Origin of the sequence: Caballeronia sp. GAFFF2, assembly GCF_023631485.1 — a bacterium.
In the GTDB taxonomy this organism is placed as follows: Bacteria; Pseudomonadota; Gammaproteobacteria; order Burkholderiales; family Burkholderiaceae; genus Caballeronia.
The window spans coordinates 64375-82275 of record NZ_JALQDA010000025.1 but is presented as its reverse complement, the minus strand read 5'-3'; the positions used below and the strand labels follow the sequence as shown (position 1 = coordinate 82275).

Below are 17901 nucleotides of genomic sequence, written 5' to 3'. Positions count from 1 at the left end.
GGATCGGGGTCGCGCGCCGAAGCGCACACTCTGTCCGACACAGGAGCCGTCATGCCGCACACCCACTACACCACGCTCATCTCGGCGACGAATCTTGCCGAACGGCTCGCCGCCGCGCCCGGCAGCGTGCTCGTGTTCGATTGCCGATTCGACCTCGCCGCGCCTGAATCCGGCGCAGCGGCTTATGCCCAAGGTCATATTCCGGGCGCGCACTATCTTCATCTCGACCGCGACTTGTCCGGCGTCAAGACGGGGGCGAACGGACGCCATCCGTTGCCCGAACGCGGCGCGCTCGTCGAAAAACTCGCGAGCTTCGGGCTAAACGAAGGCCAGCAAGTCGTCGCCTACGACGCGCAAGGCGGCATGTACGCGTCACGTTTGTGGTGGCTGCTGCGTTGGCTCGGTCACGATTCCGTCGCGCTGATCGACGGCGGTTTGCCCGCGTGGGAGGCAGCAGGTCAGCCACTCGATACCGCCGCGCCGCAAAAGACAGACGGCACGTTCAAGGCCGCCGCGCCGCTTGCCGTCACCATCGATGCCCCGGCGATCGAACGCAGCATCGGCACGCGCGACCATCTGCTGATCGACGCGCGCGCCGCGGACCGGTATCGCGGCGAGAACGAGACGCTCGATCCCGTCGGCGGTCACATTCCCGGCGCGCTGAATCGCTTCTTCAAGGACAATTTGACGCCGGAAGGCCGCTTCAAGACCGCGCACGAATTACGCGATGCGTTCGGCTCGCTGATCGGCGCCACGCCCACCGACCGCATCGTGCTGCAATGCGGCTCGGGCGTGACGGCGTGTCATAACGCGCTCGCCATGGAGATTGCCGGTCTGCACGGCGCGGCGTTGTATCCGGGATCGTGGAGCGAATGGAGCGCGGATCCGGGCAGGCCCGTTGCGACCGGCGCGAAACCTTGAGGCTCGTAAAGCCCCGTCACTTGACGCCGTGCTCGCGGAACCACGCGAGCGCGCGCTTCCAGCCATCCTCCGCGTCTTCCTTGCGATAGCTCGGCCGATAATCCGCGAAGAACGCGTGCGGCGCGTCGTCATACACGACGATCTGCGACTCCCGCGCCTTCGGCTGGCCATTCGCCACGGCCTGCTTCATCTGTTCGAGCGTGTCCTGCGGAATGCTTTGATCCTGCCGGCCGTATAGCCCGAGCACAGGCACATTGAGTTCGGCCGCGTTGTCGATCGGGTTGCTCGGCGTGTTCGCCGTCTTGTTCCCCGTGACGCGCCCGTACCATGCAACCGCCGCCTTCACGTGCGGATTGTGCTCCGCATAAAGCCACGTAATGCGCCCGCCCCAGCAGAACCCGGTGATACCTAGCCGCTTCAGATCGCCGCCGTGCTCGCCCGCCCATTTGACGGTTTCGTCGATGTCCGAGATCACTTGCGAGTCAGGCACCTTCGAGACGAGCTGCTCGTTGAGAAGCTGCATGGACTTGTACGCCGAGGCATCGCCCTGACGCGTGTAGAGATCCGGCGCGATGGCAAGATAGCCTTGCTTGGCGAAGCGCCGGCAGACATCGGCGATATGCTCGTGCACCCCGAAAATCTCGTGGATCACGATGACGACCGGCAGATGCGTCTTGCCCTTCGGCTGCGCGCGATACGCCGGCACGAGCACGCCATCCGCGCCGCGCACGCCCACGGCGCCGGCTTCGAGACCCGCGTCATCGGTATGAATGGTTTGTGCCGACACGGGCAGCACGCACGCTGCGAAGCCTGTGCCGAAAGCTGCCTTGATGAAGTTGCGACGGTCGAACGGAACGTGGGGAATGAGGCTGTCGACTTCAGGGGTAAGCATGCAAAGCTCCCGCGGCAAGCGCCGGCAGGCGTCGATTCGCGCGGCCGGCGGCATGGATTCTGGAACCGCGCGAGCGTGTTCAAGGCTTCACGACGCGCGGCGCTGTACGACTCCCAAGCGAACGCGCCCGACATATCACAAAGCGCGCCGCTCATTCTAAACAGCTTTGCAGCGTCGATGCAGCTCAGTGCAGCTTGACGCGCGGCGCGGTGGACCGGCGCAGCCAGTGCGCGATGGTGTCGAGCACCATGCGCGCGTAGCCGTGGAGCGCGGCGATATGCAGCCGATACAGCGACATGTACATGAAGCGCGCGAAGAGGCCTTCGATCATCATGTTGCCGCCGATGAGCCCGCCCATCAGGCTGCCGACCGCGCTATAGCGACCGAGCGACACGAGCGAACCGAAATCGCGATACGTATATTCCGGCAGCGATTTACCGTTCATGCGGCGCTCGAAAGCCTTGAAGAGAAAGCTCGCCTGCTGATGCGCCGCCTGCGCGCGCGGCGGCACACCGCGCTCGTTGCCGGGCCACGGACACGCGGCGCAATCGCCCAGGGCGAATATGTTGTCGTCGGCTTCCGTTTGCAGCGTGCGGCGCACGATGAGCTGGCCGAGACGATTGGTCGGCAAGCCGTCGAGCTGCGAGAGAATGGCCGGCGCCTTGATGCCCGCCGCCCACACCGTGAGGTCCACGCGAATGGTCTTGCCGCTCGCCGTGCGAATGGAATCGCGCGAGACTTCCGCGACGGTTTCGCCCGTCATCAAGGACACGCCCAGCTTCGTCAATAGCTCGGCCGTCGCGGTCGATACCGTGTCGCGCAGCGCGGGCAGAATGCGCGGCCCCGCTTCGATCAGCACGATACCGATGTCGTGCTTCGGATCCAGCTTGTGCAAACCGTACGCGGAAAGCACGTGCGCCGTGTTGCGCAGTTCCGCCGACAATTCCACGCCCGTCGCACCCGCACCGACGATCGCCACCTGAATGCGCGGCGCGTTCGGCGAACCGAGCGGCACGGGCGGCCCTTCGGAATCGTCGATGCCCGCCGCCACCGGTTCCGGCGCAAAGTGCTCGGCGCGCATGCATGCCGCGATGAGCCGCTTGCGAAAGAGCTCGGCCTGGCCAACTGTATCGAGCGCGATGGAATGTTGCTGCGCGCCTTCGACGCCGAAGAAATGCGTCGTGCTGCCGATGGCAATGACGAGCGTGTCGTATTCCAGCTCGCGCTGCGGCAAGACCTCGCCCGCTTCGTCGTCGCGCAACGCGCTGATGGTAATGCGTTTTGTCGCGCGGTTCAGCGCGATCAACTCGCCCTGCTGAAACTCGAAGCCGTGCCACATGGCCTGCGCGGCGTATTCGAGTTCCTGCGTGAACGGGTCCATGCTGCCTGCGGCCACTTCATGCAGAAGCGGCTTCCAGATATGCGTGGGATTACGGTCCACCAGCGTGACTTGTGCACGCGGTGCCGTTTTACTGTCCGTCGTACCGAAACGGTCGCCGAGACGAGTCGCCAATTCGAGACCGCCGGCCCCTCCGCCGACGATGATGAATCGATGCATAAAGCTCTCCCGAATTTTTCTCCGCACGCGGAGTAATCAACTTACCGAGCCTCGGACCGCACGTACGTTCGACGACATGTCGGCCCGATGTCTCACCTTCCAAAAACCATTCTGCTTGAACGCGCGGCGCACTTGCAATGGCCGGCCTCGCATGTCCGGCATTCAGCGCGCTCTTTTTGCTCAGTGTGCTTCTTCCCAGTTATTGCCGACGCCCACCTCAGCCACGAGCGGCACGTTCAGCTTGGCGACGCCACACATCAATTCGGGTAAGCGCTTCCTGACTTCGGGCAGTTCCTCTTCGGGAACTTCGAGCACCAGTTCATCGTGTACCTGCATGATCATCTTCGCGTGGATATTCGTAGCCTCGATCCAGTCCTGCACCGCGATCATCGACAACTTGATGAGATCAGCGGCCGTTCCCTGCATGGGCGCGTTGATGGCCGCGCGTTCGGCCGCCTGACGACGCGGACCACTGCCGCCGTTGATCTCCGGCAGCCACAGACGCCGGCCGAACACGGTCTCCACGTAGCCGTTCATCTTCGCGGTCACGCGTGTGCGCTCCATGTAGTCGGCAACGCCCGGATAACGCGCGAAATAGCGGTCGATATAAAGCTTCGCCGCGTCGCGCGTGATGCCGAGATTCGACGCGAGCCCGAACGAACTCATGCCATAGATCAAGCCGAAATTGATCACCTTGGCGATACGACGCTGGTCGTTCGACACTTCGATCGGCGTCACGCCGAACACTTCCGACGCGGTCGCGCGGTGCACGTCCTCGCCTTCCTTGAACGCGCGCAACAACGATTCGTCACCCGAGATATGCGCCATGATGCGCAGCTCGATCTGCGAGTAATCCGCCGATACGATCTTGCAACCCGGCGGCGCGATGAACGCCTCGCGGATGCGCCGGCCTTCGCCCGTTCGCACCGGGATGTTCTGCAAGTTCGGCTCGTTCGACGACAAGCGCCCTGTCACCGCGACAGCCTGCGCATAGTTCGTATGCACGCGTCCCGTCGATGCATTCACCATGCGCGGCAGCTTATCCGTATAAGTGGACTTGAGCTTCGACAGCCCGCGATGTTCGAGCAGCACCTTCGGCAGCGGATAATCCTCGGCGAGTTTTTGCAGCACTTCTTCGTCGGTGGAAGGGGCGCCGCTCGGCGTCTTCTTCACCACCGGCAATTCGAGTTTCTCGAAGAAGATCTGTCCGATCTGCTTGGGCGACCCGAGATTGAATTCGCCGCCCGCCAGTTCATAGGCTTCCGTTTGCAAGTCGATCAGCCGTTTGGCGATCTCGTTGCTCTGCGTGTCGAGCTTCGCGCGATCGATCAGCACGCCGTTGCGCTCCATCTTGCGCAACACGCGCGAAGTCGGCAATTCGATCTCGCGATACACCTTCAACAAGCCCTCTTCCTGCACGACTTGCGGGTAAAGCGCCTGATGCAGACGCAAGGTGATGTCCGCATCTTCGGCGGCATACTCGGCGGCTTTGTCGAGCGCGACTTCGTCGAAACCGATTTGCGACGCGCCCTTGCCCGCGACGTCCTCGTATTTGATGGTCTTCACGCCCAAGTGCCGCAGCGCGAGGTTGTCCATGTCATGCGGCCGATGCGACTCCAGCACGTACGACTGCAACAACGTGTCATGCTCGACGCCGCGCATGACGATGCCGTAATTGGCGAGCACCTGCTCATCGTATTTCAGATGCTGGCCGACCTTCTTCTTCGATTCGTCTTCGAGCCACGGCTTGAGCTTCGCGAGCACTTCATCGCGCGGCAGTTGCACGGGTGCGTCCGGCCCGCGATGCGCGAGCGGAACATATGCGGCATGACCCGGTTCGACCGAGATGGACAAGCCGACGATTTGCGCGGTCATCGGGTCGAGCGCGGTGGTTTCGGTATCGAACGAAGTGATCTCGGCGGCATCGATGCGTTCGAGCCACGCGCCGAACTGTTCCCACGTCTGCACCGTCTCGTAGTGGTGGACGATCTCCGTGACTTCGGCGGGCGGCGTGTCGGTCGGGCCTTCGACGGCATCCGCGATTTCGACTTCACGCAGCCAAGTCTTGAAGCCGTGACGCAGGAACACGTCGCGCAATTCGTCGCGCGACTCGGGACGGCTTTCGAGCGTTTCGTCGATCGACGCGATCTGCGACGCCAGGTCGCATTCCGTGTGTACGGTAACGAGCTTGCGAGCCATGGGCAGGAAGTCCAGAGCCTTGCGCAGATTGTCTCCTACCGCACCTTTGATCTCGCCCGCATGTTCTACGATGCCATCAAGGGAGTCGTATTGCGTGAGCCACTTGAGCGCAGTCTTGGGGCCGCACTTTTCGACGCCCGGCACGTTATCGACCGTATCGCCGATGAGCGAAAGATAATCGACGATACGTTCCGGCGGCACGCCGAACTTGGCGATGACGCCGGCGCGATCGAGCGTTTCGTTGGTCATCGTATTGATGAGGGTGACATGATCCGTCACGAGTTGAGCCAGATCCTTGTCGCCCGTCGAGACGATCACTTTCATGCCGCGCTTTTCGGCCTGAACCGCGAGCGTGCCGATGACGTCGTCGGCTTCGACGCCTTCGATCATCACGAGCGGCCAGCCGAGCGCACGCACGGCGACGTGAATAGGCTCGATCTGCTTCGAAAGGTCTTCGGGCATGGGAGGCCGGTTGGCCTTGTAGTCGGCGTACCAGTCGTCGCGAAACGTCTTGCCTTTGGCGTCGAAGACGCACGCGCTATACTCTGCATTGGTTTCACGCCTAAGGCGTCGCAGCATGTTGATCATTCCATACAGTGCGCCGGTCGGCCCGCCGTCGGGGCCGCGCAGGTCAGGCATGGCATGGTAAGCCCGGTACAAGTAGCTAGAACCGTCGACCAATAGCAGGGTCTTACCTTCAAGACTTCGTTCTTCAGGCATTATGAACAAGAGAAAAGTGATTCCGAGTCTGCGATCGCTCGCAGATCAAGAGCGCGCGACGGCCAAAAAGGCTCGCGCATCGTGGCAGATGTTCACGATTATGGCAGAGTTTATCGAGGCTACCGAGTACCTCTCGGAGATCCGTCCTGCCATCAGCATCTACGGTTCCGCGCGTCTTAAACCCGAGTCGCCGTACTATCAGCGGACCATTGAAATCGCGCAAAAATTCTCGGATGCAGGCTTTGCCGTGATCTCCGGCGGCGGTCCCGGCATCATGGAAGCAGCCAATAAAGGCGCGCATGCGGGCAAGTCGCCGTCGGTGGGTCTCAACATCGAATTGCCGCACGAGCAGTCGGGCAATCAATGGCAGGACATCTCGCTGCGCTTCCGTCACTTCTTCACGCGCAAGGTCACGTTCGTCAAGAATTCGGATGCGGTCGTCGTGATGCCGGGCGGCTTCGGCACGCTTGACGAACTGGCCGAAGTGCTCACGCTCATTCAGACCAAGAAGTCGCGCCACGTGCCTATCGTGCTGGTGGGCGCCGAATTTTGGGCCGGCTTGCTCGACTGGTTCAAGAACACGCTGTTGACCAATGGCGTCATCGGCGAAAAAGATCTTGGACTCATGCAAGTGATCGACGACCCCGATCAAGTGCTCGATGCGGTGCTGCGCTTCTATGAAGATCGCGAAGGCGCGGCAGAGCAACCGGCGGAAGGTAAGTCGGATGAGGACCGGATGTTTTATTTGTGATTCGAAGGCTGTCGGGCGAGCGGAATCGCTATCTTCCCTCTCGCCCTTTCCCCTCTCTCGCCTCATTCACGAGCAGCATCTCTCTGACACACGCCCATAAAGCGTAGTCTTCCGAATCGAATACTGGAGTTTGCCGGCTCCCGCATAGGGGTTCGCTGTCGAGCCGCTGCATGGCGCATCGCAATCTTCAGCCACGCACGAGCCGCCTTGAAGAAGACCGCCCGCTTCGCTTCTTCGCGTTTCGACGTCTCACTGAAACGCCACCTCCGCAAAGCTGCGCAACTTCCGGCTGTGCAACCGCGACAGGCCATTCATGCGCAGCAGTTCCATTGCCTTCACGCCGATCTGCAAATGCTGATCCACTTGCGCACGATAAAACTGATCGGCCATGCCCGGCAGCTTGAGTTCGCCATGCAGCGGCTTGTCCGACACGCATAGCAACGTCCCATAAGGCACGCGGAACCGGAAGCCGTTCGCGGCGATGGTCGCGCTTTCCATATCGAGCGCGATCGCGCGGCTTTGCGACAGCCGCTGCACCGGCTCGCGATGATCGCGCAATTCCCAATTCCGGTTGTCCACACTCGCGACGGTGCCCGTGCGCATCACGCGCTTCAGTTCCACGCCTTCGAGTTGTGTCACCTGCGCAACGGCCTTCTCGAGCGCGACCTGCACTTCCGCCAGCGCGGGAATCGGCACCCACAGCGGCAGGTCGTCATCCAGTACGTGATCCTCGCGCACATAGCCGTGCGCCAGCACGTAATCGCCCAGACGCTGTGTGTTCCGCAAGCCCGCGCAATGCCCGAGCATGACCCACGCGTGCGGACGCAGCACCGCGATGTGATCCGTAATGGTCTTTGCGTTCGACGGCCCCACGCCGATGTTCACCATCGTGATGCCGCTGCCATCCGCGCGCTTCAGGTGATACGCGGGCATCTGCGGCAGACGCGCGATTGGCGCGCCTTCCTCCGGTTGCTCGCCGAGATTGGCGTTGTAGGTGACGACATCGCCCGGTTCGACGAACGACGAATACTCGCAGCGATACGCGCGCGTTTCCTCGTCATCCGCGCGCGACATCAGCGTGCGGCCGAGCTTCACGAACTCGTCGATATAGAACTGGTAATTCGTATAAAGCACGTAGTTCTGAAAATGCGTGGGGGAAGTCGCCGTGTAGTGCCGCAGCCGATGCAGCGAAAAATCCACCCGCGCCGCCGTGAAGAGCGCAAGCGGATGAGGCTCGCCCGCGGCGGGCTGATACGTGCCGTTCACGATGCGATCGTCGAGCAGCGCGAGGTCCGGGGTATCGAAGACATTGCGCATGGCGAGCAGGCGATCACGGTCGAGATCGCCTTCGAGATGGATGCCTTCGGCGAACGCGAAGTGAATAGGAATGGGTTGCGCCGACACGCCCACTTCAATGCCCACATGATGGTTCTTCGTCAAGAGCCGCAACTGCTCGCGATAATAATCGCCAAAGAGATCCGGACGCGTGAGCGTAGTTTCGAAGATGCCAGGCCCGGCGACGAAACCATACGAGCGCCGCGAGTCGATCTGCGTGTTGAGCTCGGTACGCACGCGCACGAACGGATAGCACGCGCGCACGCGATGCGTGAACTGCTCGTTGCGCCGATACCGCGCGAACGCGTCGCGCAGGAAAGCGGTGTTGGCTTCGTAGATGGCGGAGACCCGCGAGACGGCGGCTGCGGGGTCGTCGAATGATTCGGTCGGGAAGTCGTTTGCAGGCGTTCCCTGAGTGGTCTGAGTCCGGTCGTTTGTCATGATCTTGTATGCGTGTCTGATGCCCTCGTAGTCATCGACATTAACACGGAAGCATGCAAGAACCATGAAGCCCCCGCGCCGCGCAAGTGCGTGCGAACACGGCGCGCAACAGCTTTTTGAACGTTCCGGCCGAAATCCGCGAAGCAGCGCAAAATAAGGCGTTCCGCCGGCATGGGGTTCGCGTTTTGCTAGAATCCGGCCATCGCCTGGAGAACTGACATGAAGCCGCTCTATTTCGCCGCCGCCGCGGCCGTCCTTGCCGTCGCAAGTGTAGGCGCCACGGCGCAAACCCTCCAGGCCGAGCAGGCGGGCGCACAGCCACAAATGTCGCAGGAAGAAGCCGCTGGCCTGCCTGATCTGAAGGCCATCAACCGCCCGCCCGCGAACGCGAGTTCGAAGGTCGAGATTTCGCCGCCGCGCATGCCGAGCTTCCACGAACTCAGCACCAACGGCACCGAGATCACCGAATATCGCGACAAGGGCAAGCCCGTCGAGATCAACGTGCATTCGAACTTCGGCACGCGCTATCAGATGAGTTCGCCTTACGACACCTCGCCGCAAGTCCGCGATAACGGCAAGGCAAGCACGCGCCTGCCATCGGTGAGCGTGCGCTACTGATCCACGGGTTGTTTGCGCCCGCTCGTCTGAGCGGGCATCTTCACGCAGTGCTCACGCGACTGCGCCGTTCACCGGCCCGCCACGGGCTTCTCAACCTGACCCAAGTTTCTGCATGGCCGTATTCACCCCCGTCTCTGACGCCGAACTCGGCGACTGGCTGCAACACTACGATCTCGGCGATGTCGTCGAATTGCGCGGCATCCAGTCGGGCATCGAGAACAGCAACTTTTTTCTCACGACCACGCGCGGCGAATACGTGCTCACGATCTTCGAGAATCTCACGGCGACGCAACTGCCGTTCTATCTCGATCTGATGCGCCATCTGGCCGCGCATCGCGTGCCGGTTCCCGATCCCATGCCGCGCAGCGACGGCTCGCTCTTCGGCATGCTGCACGGCAAGCCCGCTGCCATCGTCACGAAACTCGAAGGCGCGCCGGAACTCAAGCCAACGCCCGCGCATTGCATCGAAGTCGGTCAGATGCTCGCGCGCATGCATCTCGCCGGGCGCGATTTTCCGCGGCATCAGCCGAACTTGCGCAGCCTCGCGTGGTGGCAGGAGAACTTGCCGGCCATCGTTGACTTCCTGAGCGCGCCGCAGCGCGAACTGATCGAATCCGAGCTTGTGCATCAGGCCGCGTTTTTCACGTCGGCGGACTACGCCGCGCTGCCGGACGGGCCGTGCCACTGCGATCTGTTTCGCGACAATGTGCTGTTCGCGCCGGGCCGCGATCACGCACGGCTCGGCGGGTTCTTCGACTTCTACTTCGCGGGCGTCGACAAGTGGCTCTTCGACGTCGCCGTGACCGTGAACGACTGGTGCGTCGATCTCGAAAGCGGCGCGCTTGACCCCGCGCGTGTCGACGCAATGCTGCGCGCTTATCAAACCGTGCGCCCCTTCACGCCCGCCGAGGAACGCCACTGGAACGACATGCTGCGCGCCGGCGCCATGCGCTTCTGGGTCTCGCGCCTGTACGATTTTTACCGTCCGCGCGAGGCGCAGATGTTGAAACCGCACGATCCCGGCCATTTCGAACGCATTCTGCGCGAGCGCGTCAAAGCCGCTGCCAGCCTCAATCAGTAACCTTCCACTCTGCTCATGCGACTGATCGAAGTTCCCGCCAAGACCGGCTATGTATGGTTCCGCCAGGGCATCTGGCTGTTTCGCCGCAATCCGTTTGCGTTCCTCACCGTGTTCTTCGCTTATCTGTTCGTGATGACGCTGATTTCGCGCGTGCCGCTCATTGGACCGTTGCTGCCGTTGCTGTTCATTCCGGGCATCGCGGTGGGTTTCATGGCCGCCTGCCGCGACACCATCGCGGGCAAGCCCGTTTGGCCGACCGTTCTCGTCGATGGCTTCCGCTCCTACGGCACCGTGGTCGCGCGCCGTCTGCTCGCGCTCGGCGCGATCTACGTCGTGGCGATGGCAGTGATCTTCGCGGCATCGGCACTGGTCGACGGCGGCACGCTGCTCGGCCTGATGATGGGCGACGGCCCCGCCGGCGACCCCGAAACCGTGGCCGCGAGCTTCAGCCCGCTCGCCGTGCTGGTGGCGATGGCCTGCTACATTCCAGTGGCCATGCTGTTCTGGTTCGCGCCCATTCTCGTTGCATGGCACGACGTGACGCCCGCGAAGGCGCTGTTCTTCAGCCTCGTGTCGTGCTGGCGCAATCGCGGCGCCTTCGTGCTTTACGGCGTGTTGTGGATTGCGGTGGCGCTTGCCGTATCGTTCGGCCTGACCGCGCTGATGCAGGCGCTCGGCGTGAGTCAGGAGATGGCGTTGGCGGTGCTCATGCCCGCGTCGATTCTCGTCACGACCGCGCTCTACTGCTCGTTCTATGCGACCTATCGCGGCTGCTTCGGCGTGCAGTCGCCGGACACGCCGGATATGCCTAATGCATCGGATACACCGGGCATCTGATGCCCCGAATCCTCGCGCGCGAAGCGTTTTCCGTACACTAACGTCATTGGCCGATACGGCCTTTTGCGGCGCTTCGCCATGACCTCGCCCGACGACTTCCCGCTCGAACTCGATCAGCAAATCTGCTTCGCGCTCTATTCGACATCGCTCGCGATGACGAAAACCTACAAGCCGATGCTCGACAAACTCGGCCTCACCTATCCGCAGTATTTGGCGATGCTCGTGCTGTGGGAAAGCGACAATCTCACCGTGAAGGAAATCGCCGCGCGCCTGTCGCTCGATTCCGCCACGCTCACGCCGCTACTCAAGCGCCTGGAGGCGCAGGGGTACGTTGTGCGCATACGCGGCGTCGAGGATGAACGGCAGGTGCACGTGCGCTTGACGGCGCAAGGCCGGTCGCTGCGGCAATCCGCGCGTGCCATTCCGCCTGAGATCTTTTGCGCGGCTGGATCGGATGTCGACGAATTAGTGCGCCTGCGCAGCGATTTGGTCAGGCTGCGGGCATCGCTCAATGAGTATTTAGAACGCTGATAGCCATTCCCTAATCACACCTTCGGTGAAATTTAATTTGCACGCTAATGATTAGCGCGATATATTTCTATCCGTGGTCGACGCAACGATGACCGACAGTCAAGTCCAACCCTTCCGCGCCGAACAAGGCGACGAATTCAAGGAGAAAAGCGATGAGCATCCTGTACAAGGCAACCGCGACGAGCACCGGTGGACGCGACGGACGCGCGGTGTCATCCGACGAACAACTGAACGTGAAGTTGAGCGCACCGAAGGCCTTGGGCGGCACGGGCGCGGAAGGAACGAATCCGGAACAATTGTTCGCGGCGGGCTACTCGGCGTGCTTTCTTTCCGCGATGAAATTCGTCGCCGGCCAGCAAAAGCGTACGGTTCCGGCGGATACGACCGTCACCGCCGACGTGGGCGTCGGCCCTAATGATGCGGGCGGCTTTGCGCTGGATATCGAATTGCGCATCGCGCTGCCGGGACTTGACCAAGCGGAAGCACAAGCGCTCGTCGATGCGGCTCACAAGGTCTGCCCGTATTCGAACGCGACGCGCAACAACGTCGATGTGCGCGTGAAGCTCGTCTGAGCGAGTCGGACAAAAGAAAATGCCGGCTCGCGAAACCGGCATTTTCTTGGGCGTTGCAAATGAAAAAAGCCGCTGGACAATTCCCGCGGCTTTTTTATTAACGCTCTGAAAGCATACTGCTTAGTTCGCCATCCACGTCGGATGACGCGTGCCAGCACGCTGATCCAGGCGCTTCATGCGATATTCGAGATCGTAAATGTCGGTGGCTTCGGCCAAATATGCGTCGTCGCGTTCGCGATCGCGTTGGTCGGCGGACTTCGTCAGAAACAGGAAAATGCGGCTGAGCAGGAACATGGTGGGCCTCGCTTGGATACTGGGGTAACTACCTATGGATGTAACTATAGGGTAATCCCTGATCCGACGCAAGTCTTATCGGCTAGATTCCTGATACTAAAGACTAATTTGCAACACTTGAAATTGTCGTACGGACTGCTCTAAGCAACGAAAGCCGCGTGCGCGGACTCGCTGGAACGGCGTTGATGTTTGAAGAACTCCCACATCACGGCTGACGAGTCCGGACCCTTGGCTGAATGGAAAGCCACGGTATCGTCGCCGCCCGCCCACGCGTGGCCCAACCCGCGAACGACCACGCTCTTGACGACGCGTCGGCCATTCTTGAAGTAGTCGCGCACGACGCCGTCCGCTTGCTTCTCTTCACGCAATTCGCCTGCGCGCGGAGCACCGGCGGCATCGACGAAACCGTTGAGACGCAAAAATTGTTGCGTCAATTGTTCGGCGTTGGACGGCGACACGACCGAATCCAGTTCGCCGTGAACGATGATCGCCGGCATTCCGGGATATTCGCGCGTGTCGACGGCAGCATCGACGAGCGTGACGGGGTCGTTGCGACTGCCGCGACGCATGACATCCATCGCGCCGATTGCCGAACTAGCCTCGCCGAACACTACCCCAGAGTGCAAGCCGACAGCGGCGAACAGTTGCGGATATCGGACCGCCAACAAGGCGGACATGCCCGCACCCGCCGACATGCCGGCGAGATAGACGCGCTCCGCGTCGAAACCATGCTCGGCGACGATCGCCTTGACCAGCGATACGATCGACGCCGCCTCGCCGCCGCCTCCGTTGCCGGACGCGTCGTACCAGCGCCAGCAACGATGCGCATGATCATGCTTAGACTGTTCGGGATACAGCACGGCGAAACCAAATTTGTCGGCGAGAAGATTGAGGCGCGTTCCTTGCGCAAAATCATCGGCATTCTGCTGACAGCCATGCAACATGACGACGAGCGGCACGCGTTCGAGTTCGGCTTGCGGCGGCGTGTACAGCGCGTACGAAACATGGTTGACGAAGCGTCCACCCGTCGGCGGCGCGGAATGATAGGAACGCATCCACTTTCCCAAAGCCCAAGCGGACGCGCGCGGACGAACTCGCGACTCCCGCGCCGTCGGCTGCGCACCAACGCCTGAGCCACTGCGCACAGTGGCTGCCTTGGTAGCAGCGCCCGACTTGAGTTTTGTCTTGACGCTTTTCGGTCGGGCTGGCTTTGTTGAGGGACGCGACTTCGGCACACGCAAGGGTTCGACTTGACTGGCGACCAGGCGTCTCAAGCCACGCAACCAGAGCTTGGTAAGGCTTTTCGACATTTGGCTGGGTCCTCTACGAATAAGCGAATCAGAAGGCACTTTGTTTTGGTGATGACAAGACGTGGCCGGTTGTGCATCGCACAATAACATCAAAAAGATGGTTTCGAGCAACTCGAAAACTCATATATCGGGACGAATTGCAAGGCAATCAAGACAAAAGAGAATTTTTAACCGAAGTTACACGACGTAACTGACATCATCTTTTCGGCCGAGTCGCATAATTAGGGATTGTCCCAGCAGGTATACTCCAAGGTCTTCTCCACGCAGTCGTGACAGCCGGTGCGAGAAGCACGCTCCATGTCGCACTGCAGCAACCTCTATTCCCAAGCTCTGCAATGAACCTTTTTCCATCAGCCTCAACCTGGTTTTTCGTTACCGCTTTCGGCAGCGTCGGCGTCATGGCGCCGTTGGCGGTCGTGGTTGCGGCGTGGCTCGCCGTCGGCTATCGATGGAAATACGCGTGCGCGTGGCTCGGGTTGCTCGGTGTTGCCAGCGGACTCGTGGCGTTGAGCAAGATCGCGTTTATCGGTTGGGGAATCGGCGTGCGCGATCTGGATTTCACCGGCATCAGCGGTCATGCGTTGATGTCGACGGCTGTACTGCCGGTTGCGCTATTCGTCGCCGCGTTGTCGATGCGCGCGTCGTTGCGCGTCACAGCGATCGTGCTGGGACTTGTTATCGGTGTAATGGTGGGCGTGTCGCGTGTCGTGCTGAACGCGCATTCGATCTCGGAAGTGGTCGCGGGAGGTTTGCTTGGCGCAGTGGTGGCCGTTGCTTTCGCGTGCATCGCGTGGCGGGCGCAAGCGGCGAAAACGCTATCACCGGGACCGGTCGCGGCGAGCCTGGCTGCGGTCGTGATCGCGTTGCATGGCGTGCCGGTGCCTACTCAGCAGTGGATCACGCAGATCGCGCTGGAACTGTCCGGCCACGAGCGGCCGTATATCCGGGCGCGCTGGAAAGTGCAAAATTATCGAATTCCAGCGCGTCGGACCGAGGCGCTGGCGGTGCCGTTCGCGGTTGCTTGAGCGGCCGCCTGAGCAGCCGCAGTCTCTGCAAGCCTCAGTCGTTCACACCAATGATCACGCTGGAAGCCTTGATCACTGCAACAGCTTTCTGACCTTCTGCGAGGCCAAGTGTATCGGCGCTGCGGTTCGTGATGATCGCGGTCACCGTGGTTGCGTCGTCCAGCGTCAATGTCACTTCGGCGTTCACGGCGCCCTTCGTCACACTCGCCACCGTGCCACGCAACTGATTGCGTGCCGAAATCTTCGCGGGCGCGTCTTCCATCAGCATGACCCACGACGCCTTGATGAGCGCGAACGCTTCGCTGCCTTCCTTGAGACCGAGCGATTCGCTGCTTTCGTGCGTAACCACGGCAACGATCGTCTGTCCACCCGGCAAGCCCAGTTCGATTTCGTCGTTCACCGCACCGCGCGTGACTTTGGTGACTTTCCCCGCCAGTTGATTGCGTGCACTCGTTTTCATTCCTAGTCTCCCTATGAGTTGCCAGTCGCGGGCGAAGCCTTCCATAGCCATGCCCGCTTGTTGAAGAAACTTGCGATGTTCGCGTTCGACCGCTTGGTAGGTTTCGATGAGACGCCGCGCCGCCGATGTCAATGTGGTTCCGCCTCCGCCCCGCCCACCGCTCGCGGTAATCACGAGTGGCTCGCCAGCGAGATTGTTCATGGTGTCGACCGCATCCCAGGCCGCCTTGTAGCTCATGCCGACGGCCTTTGCCGCCGCCGTGATCGATCCGTTAGCGCGAATCGCCGCGAGCAGCGCAATACGCGCCGCGCCGCCAAGAGTCGCGTCGCCGCTTTGCAGCCAGACAGCGCCACCAACTGCCAATGAATCGGCCGTGGCGGAGGGTGCTGTTTCGTTCATCGATTGCCTCCCGCATCGCGTTGCGCATTATATCGGCGCGCGTACACGGCCACGAACGATAGGCCAGAAAGCCGTTTTAATTCATACGAATGCCAATCATTCTCGCAGTCACGAAATCGACACACGGCGAGTGAAACATGGCGCATTGCGCTTTCACCGATTCGCGCAAGCCCCGCTCAAGCCAAGGACGCGACATGAACGACTTTGCTCTTTCTACAGGCCGTCAGGGCCGCACCACCGGGCAACGGCTTGCCCTGCTGCTCTTTCTAATCGCCATCGCGGCAGGCGCCGTTTATTGCGTCACGCATCTTTTCGAAGACCTCTCGCCCGTACGCGAATCGTCAGCGTTTCCGTACATCTTGCTTGGCATTGCGCTTTTGATCGCGCTCGGCTTTGAGTTCGTCAATGGCTTTCACGATACCGCGAACGCCGTCGCCACCGTCATCTACACGCATTCGCTTACACCGAATCTGGCTGTCGTCTGGTCCGGCGCGTGGAACTTCGTCGGCGTGCTGGTCTCGAGCGGCGCGGTGGCCTTCGGTATCCTGCAACTGCTGCCCGTGGAATTGATCATCGGCGTGGGGAGCTCGCAGGGCTTCGCGATGGTCTTTGCGCTCCTGATCGCGGCGATTATCTGGAACCTCGGCACGTGGGCGCTCGGCTTGCCGTCTTCCAGTTCGCATACGCTCATCGGCTCCGTGATCGGCGTCGGGCTGATGAACCAGATGCTGCACGGCGCGAACGGAACGTCCGGTGTCGATTGGGCGCAAGCGACCTCGGTCGGCAAGTCGCTGCTGCTTTCGCCGCTGGTCGGCTTTATCGCCGCGGGCTTTTTGCTCTACGTGATGAAGCTGGTCGTGCGCGTGCCCGCGCTCTACAAGGAACCGGAAAAAAACACGCCGCCGCCCTTCTGGATTCGCTGCCTGCTGATTCTCACCTGCACGGGCGTTTCGTTCGCGCACGGCTCCAACGACGGCCAGAAAGGCATGGGCCTCATCATGCTGATTCTGATCGGCACGGTGCCGACCGCCTACGCGCTCAACAAGGCCGTCACGGCCGAGGAAACGCAGACCTTTCTCTCGGTCAGCCACAACGCATCCGAAGTGCTGCAGCGTTACGCCGATGGCAAGCCTGCCGCCACGGATTCACGCGGCGCCGTCGAGCATTACGTGCAGACGAAGACGCTTGCGCCGGACACGGTTCCGTCGCTGAAAAATCTGATCGATTCCATCGATGCGAAAGTGCGTCCAAGCGAAACCATCGCCAATTTGCCGCAGGGAACGGTGCGCAACGTGCGTAACGACATGTACGTGGCATCGGAAGCGCTGCGTCTGATGGAAAAGCAAAAAGCGCCGGCCTTCACGAAGGACGATTCCGCCGTGCTCACCAACTACAAGGCGCAGATCGATCACGCCACCAAGTTCATCCCGACCTGGGTGAAGGTAGCGGTGGCCGTCGCGCTCGGGCTTGGCACGATGGTCGGCTGGAAGCGCATCGTGGTGACGGTGGGCGAGCGTATCGGCAAGACGCATCTGACATATGGACAAGGCGCTTCGGCGGAACTGGTCGCGATGCTGACCATCGGCGCCGCCGACGTTTACGGCTTGCCGGTGAGCACGACACACGTGCTGTCGTCGGGCGTCGCGGGCACGATGGCCGCGAACGGCTCCGGTCTTCAATGGCGCACCGTGCGTAGTCTCGCGCTGGCTTGGGTGCTGACCTTGCCGGTGTCGATCATCCTCGCGGGCGGACTTTTCTGGGCCTTTCGCGGTATCTTCTAAGCGTTCGTTTTCGCATCCGTTTCGCATCCCTTTCGCATCCCACGCAATTGCACGGCGCAGAGTCCGATCCGCGCCGTGCAAGTTTTGCCCACCCCCATCTGCATCAACTCCCTTTTCGACAATCCGCCTTAACCGCGCAACCGTTCGATTGCGCGTCTAGCCTTTATCCATAAGCC

16 protein-coding genes are annotated in these 17901 nt (G+C 61.4%); 9 read left to right on the top strand and 7 right to left on the bottom strand.

Annotated features, from left to right (window positions below; all coding sequences use genetic code 11):
- Nucleotides 1–51: 51 nt before the first annotated feature.
- Nucleotides 52–921: a sulfurtransferase gene (locus tag NCT04_RS16195; protein ID WP_250466517.1), complete on the top strand. Its 870-nt coding sequence runs from the start codon at nt 52–54 to the stop codon at nt 919–921.
- A gap of 16 nt (nt 922–937) precedes the next feature.
- Here the strand turns inward: NCT04_RS16195 and NCT04_RS16190 are convergent, their stop codons facing one another.
- From NCT04_RS16190 to polA, 3 genes are all read right to left on the bottom strand, one after another.
- Nucleotides 938–1813, bottom strand: a complete 876-nt coding sequence (locus NCT04_RS16190; RefSeq protein WP_244829177.1) for a dienelactone hydrolase family protein — start codon at nt 1811–1813, stop codon at nt 938–940.
- 184 nt (nt 1814–1997) lie between these two features.
- The gene (locus NCT04_RS16185; RefSeq protein ID WP_250466516.1) at nt 1998–3371 is read right to left on the bottom strand and encodes an NAD(P)/FAD-dependent oxidoreductase; all 1374 of its coding nucleotides are present in this window, start codon (nt 3369–3371) and stop codon (nt 1998–2000) included.
- Between the two features lie 180 nt (nt 3372–3551).
- Entirely contained in the window at nt 3552–6290 is a 2739-nt protein-coding gene (gene polA / locus NCT04_RS16180; RefSeq protein WP_250466515.1) for a DNA polymerase I, read from the bottom strand.
- A gap of 1 nt (nt 6291) precedes the next feature.
- On the opposite strand from polA, the gene NCT04_RS16175 reads away from it, so the two are divergent.
- Nucleotides 6292–7041 (top strand): LOG family protein, encoded by a 750-nt coding sequence (locus tag NCT04_RS16175; RefSeq protein WP_244829174.1) that lies wholly within the window; start codon nt 6292–6294, stop codon nt 7039–7041.
- 249 nt (nt 7042–7290) lie between these two features.
- Here the strand turns inward: NCT04_RS16175 and NCT04_RS16170 are convergent, their stop codons facing one another.
- Nucleotides 7291–8817: an AMP nucleosidase gene (locus NCT04_RS16170; protein WP_250466514.1), complete on the bottom strand. Its 1527-nt coding sequence runs from the start codon at nt 8815–8817 to the stop codon at nt 7291–7293.
- 219 nt (nt 8818–9036) lie between these two features.
- Here NCT04_RS16170 and NCT04_RS16165 point away from each other — a divergent pair, with 219 nt between their 5' ends.
- From NCT04_RS16165 to NCT04_RS16145, 5 genes are all read left to right on the top strand, one after another.
- On the top strand, nt 9037–9435 hold the full coding sequence (locus NCT04_RS16165) for a hypothetical protein (RefSeq protein ID WP_250466513.1): 399 nt from the start codon (nt 9037–9039) through the stop codon (nt 9433–9435).
- A 112-nt stretch (nt 9436–9547) separates the two neighbouring features.
- A complete protein-coding gene (locus NCT04_RS16160) occupies nt 9548–10516 on the top strand; it encodes a homoserine kinase (protein ID WP_250466512.1) in 969 nt (322 codons plus the stop codon).
- A gap of 15 nt (nt 10517–10531) precedes the next feature.
- Nucleotides 10532–11353 (top strand): BPSS1780 family membrane protein, encoded by an 822-nt coding sequence (locus NCT04_RS16155; RefSeq protein ID WP_244829169.1) that lies wholly within the window; start codon nt 10532–10534, stop codon nt 11351–11353.
- Nucleotides 11354–11431: 78 nt separating this feature from the next.
- Nucleotides 11432–11884 carry a MarR family winged helix-turn-helix transcriptional regulator gene (locus NCT04_RS16150; RefSeq protein WP_250466511.1) on the top strand — a complete coding sequence of 151 codons (453 nt, stop codon included), beginning with the start codon at nt 11432–11434 and terminating at the stop codon, nt 11882–11884.
- A 152-nt stretch (nt 11885–12036) separates the two neighbouring features.
- Nucleotides 12037–12456, top strand: coding sequence for an organic hydroperoxide resistance protein (locus NCT04_RS16145; protein WP_250466510.1), 420 nt, complete (start codon nt 12037–12039; stop codon nt 12454–12456).
- A 120-nt stretch (nt 12457–12576) separates the two neighbouring features.
- On the opposite strand, the gene NCT04_RS16140 is transcribed toward NCT04_RS16145, so the two are convergent.
- Complete coding sequence (locus tag NCT04_RS16140; protein WP_244829166.1) at nt 12577–12750, bottom strand: DUF3563 family protein; 174 nt, start codon at nt 12748–12750, stop codon at nt 12577–12579.
- Between the two features lie 140 nt (nt 12751–12890).
- Nucleotides 12891–14060, bottom strand: coding sequence for an extracellular catalytic domain type 1 short-chain-length polyhydroxyalkanoate depolymerase (locus tag NCT04_RS16135; RefSeq protein ID WP_250466509.1), 1170 nt, complete (start codon nt 14058–14060; stop codon nt 12891–12893).
- A gap of 335 nt (nt 14061–14395) precedes the next feature.
- Here NCT04_RS16135 and NCT04_RS16130 point away from each other — a divergent pair, with 335 nt between their 5' ends.
- Nucleotides 14396–15085: a phosphatase PAP2 family protein gene (locus NCT04_RS16130; RefSeq protein WP_250466508.1), complete on the top strand. Its 690-nt coding sequence runs from the start codon at nt 14396–14398 to the stop codon at nt 15083–15085.
- A gap of 34 nt (nt 15086–15119) precedes the next feature.
- Here NCT04_RS16130 and NCT04_RS16125 read toward each other — a convergent pair whose 3' ends face one another.
- On the bottom strand, nt 15120–15944 hold the full coding sequence (locus NCT04_RS16125; protein WP_250466507.1) for a TOBE domain-containing protein: 825 nt from the start codon (nt 15942–15944) through the stop codon (nt 15120–15122).
- 194 nt (nt 15945–16138) lie between these two features.
- Here NCT04_RS16125 and NCT04_RS16120 point away from each other — a divergent pair, with 194 nt between their 5' ends.
- Complete coding sequence (locus tag NCT04_RS16120) at nt 16139–17725, top strand: inorganic phosphate transporter (RefSeq protein WP_250466506.1); 1587 nt, start codon at nt 16139–16141, stop codon at nt 17723–17725.
- Nucleotides 17726–17901 lie beyond the last annotated feature (176 nt).

Coding starts and splice junctions, on each gene's coding strand:
- NCT04_RS16155 (WP_244829169.1), top strand. CDS start 10,532: ATGCGACTGATCGAAGTTCCCGCCAAGACCGGCTATGTATGGTTCCGC.
- NCT04_RS16150 (WP_250466511.1), top strand. CDS start 11,432: ATGACCTCGCCCGACGACTTCCCGCTCGAACTCGATCAGCAAATCTGC.
- NCT04_RS16160 (WP_250466512.1), top strand. CDS start 9,548: ATGGCCGTATTCACCCCCGTCTCTGACGCCGAACTCGGCGACTGGCTG.
- NCT04_RS16145 (WP_250466510.1), top strand. CDS start 12,037: ATGAGCATCCTGTACAAGGCAACCGCGACGAGCACCGGTGGACGCGAC.
- NCT04_RS16125 (WP_250466507.1), bottom strand. CDS start 15,944: ATGAACGAAACAGCACCCTCCGCCACGGCCGATTCATTGGCAGTTGGT.
- NCT04_RS16190 (WP_244829177.1), bottom strand. CDS start 1,813: ATGCTTACCCCTGAAGTCGACAGCCTCATTCCCCACGTTCCGTTCGAC.
- NCT04_RS16185 (WP_250466516.1), bottom strand. CDS start 3,371: ATGCATCGATTCATCATCGTCGGCGGAGGGGCCGGCGGTCTCGAATTG.
- NCT04_RS16135 (WP_250466509.1), bottom strand. CDS start 14,060: ATGTCGAAAAGCCTTACCAAGCTCTGGTTGCGTGGCTTGAGACGCCTG.
- NCT04_RS16165 (WP_250466513.1), top strand. CDS start 9,037: ATGAAGCCGCTCTATTTCGCCGCCGCCGCGGCCGTCCTTGCCGTCGCA.
- polA (WP_250466515.1), bottom strand. CDS start 6,290: ATGCCTGAAGAACGAAGTCTTGAAGGTAAGACCCTGCTATTGGTCGAC.
- NCT04_RS16120 (WP_250466506.1), top strand. CDS start 16,139: ATGAACGACTTTGCTCTTTCTACAGGCCGTCAGGGCCGCACCACCGGG.
- NCT04_RS16175 (WP_244829174.1), top strand. CDS start 6,292: ATGAACAAGAGAAAAGTGATTCCGAGTCTGCGATCGCTCGCAGATCAA.
- NCT04_RS16195 (WP_250466517.1), top strand. CDS start 52: ATGCCGCACACCCACTACACCACGCTCATCTCGGCGACGAATCTTGCC.
- NCT04_RS16130 (WP_250466508.1), top strand. CDS start 14,396: ATGAACCTTTTTCCATCAGCCTCAACCTGGTTTTTCGTTACCGCTTTC.
- NCT04_RS16140 (WP_244829166.1), bottom strand. CDS start 12,750: ATGTTCCTGCTCAGCCGCATTTTCCTGTTTCTGACGAAGTCCGCCGAC.
- NCT04_RS16170 (WP_250466514.1), bottom strand. CDS start 8,817: ATGACAAACGACCGGACTCAGACCACTCAGGGAACGCCTGCAAACGAC.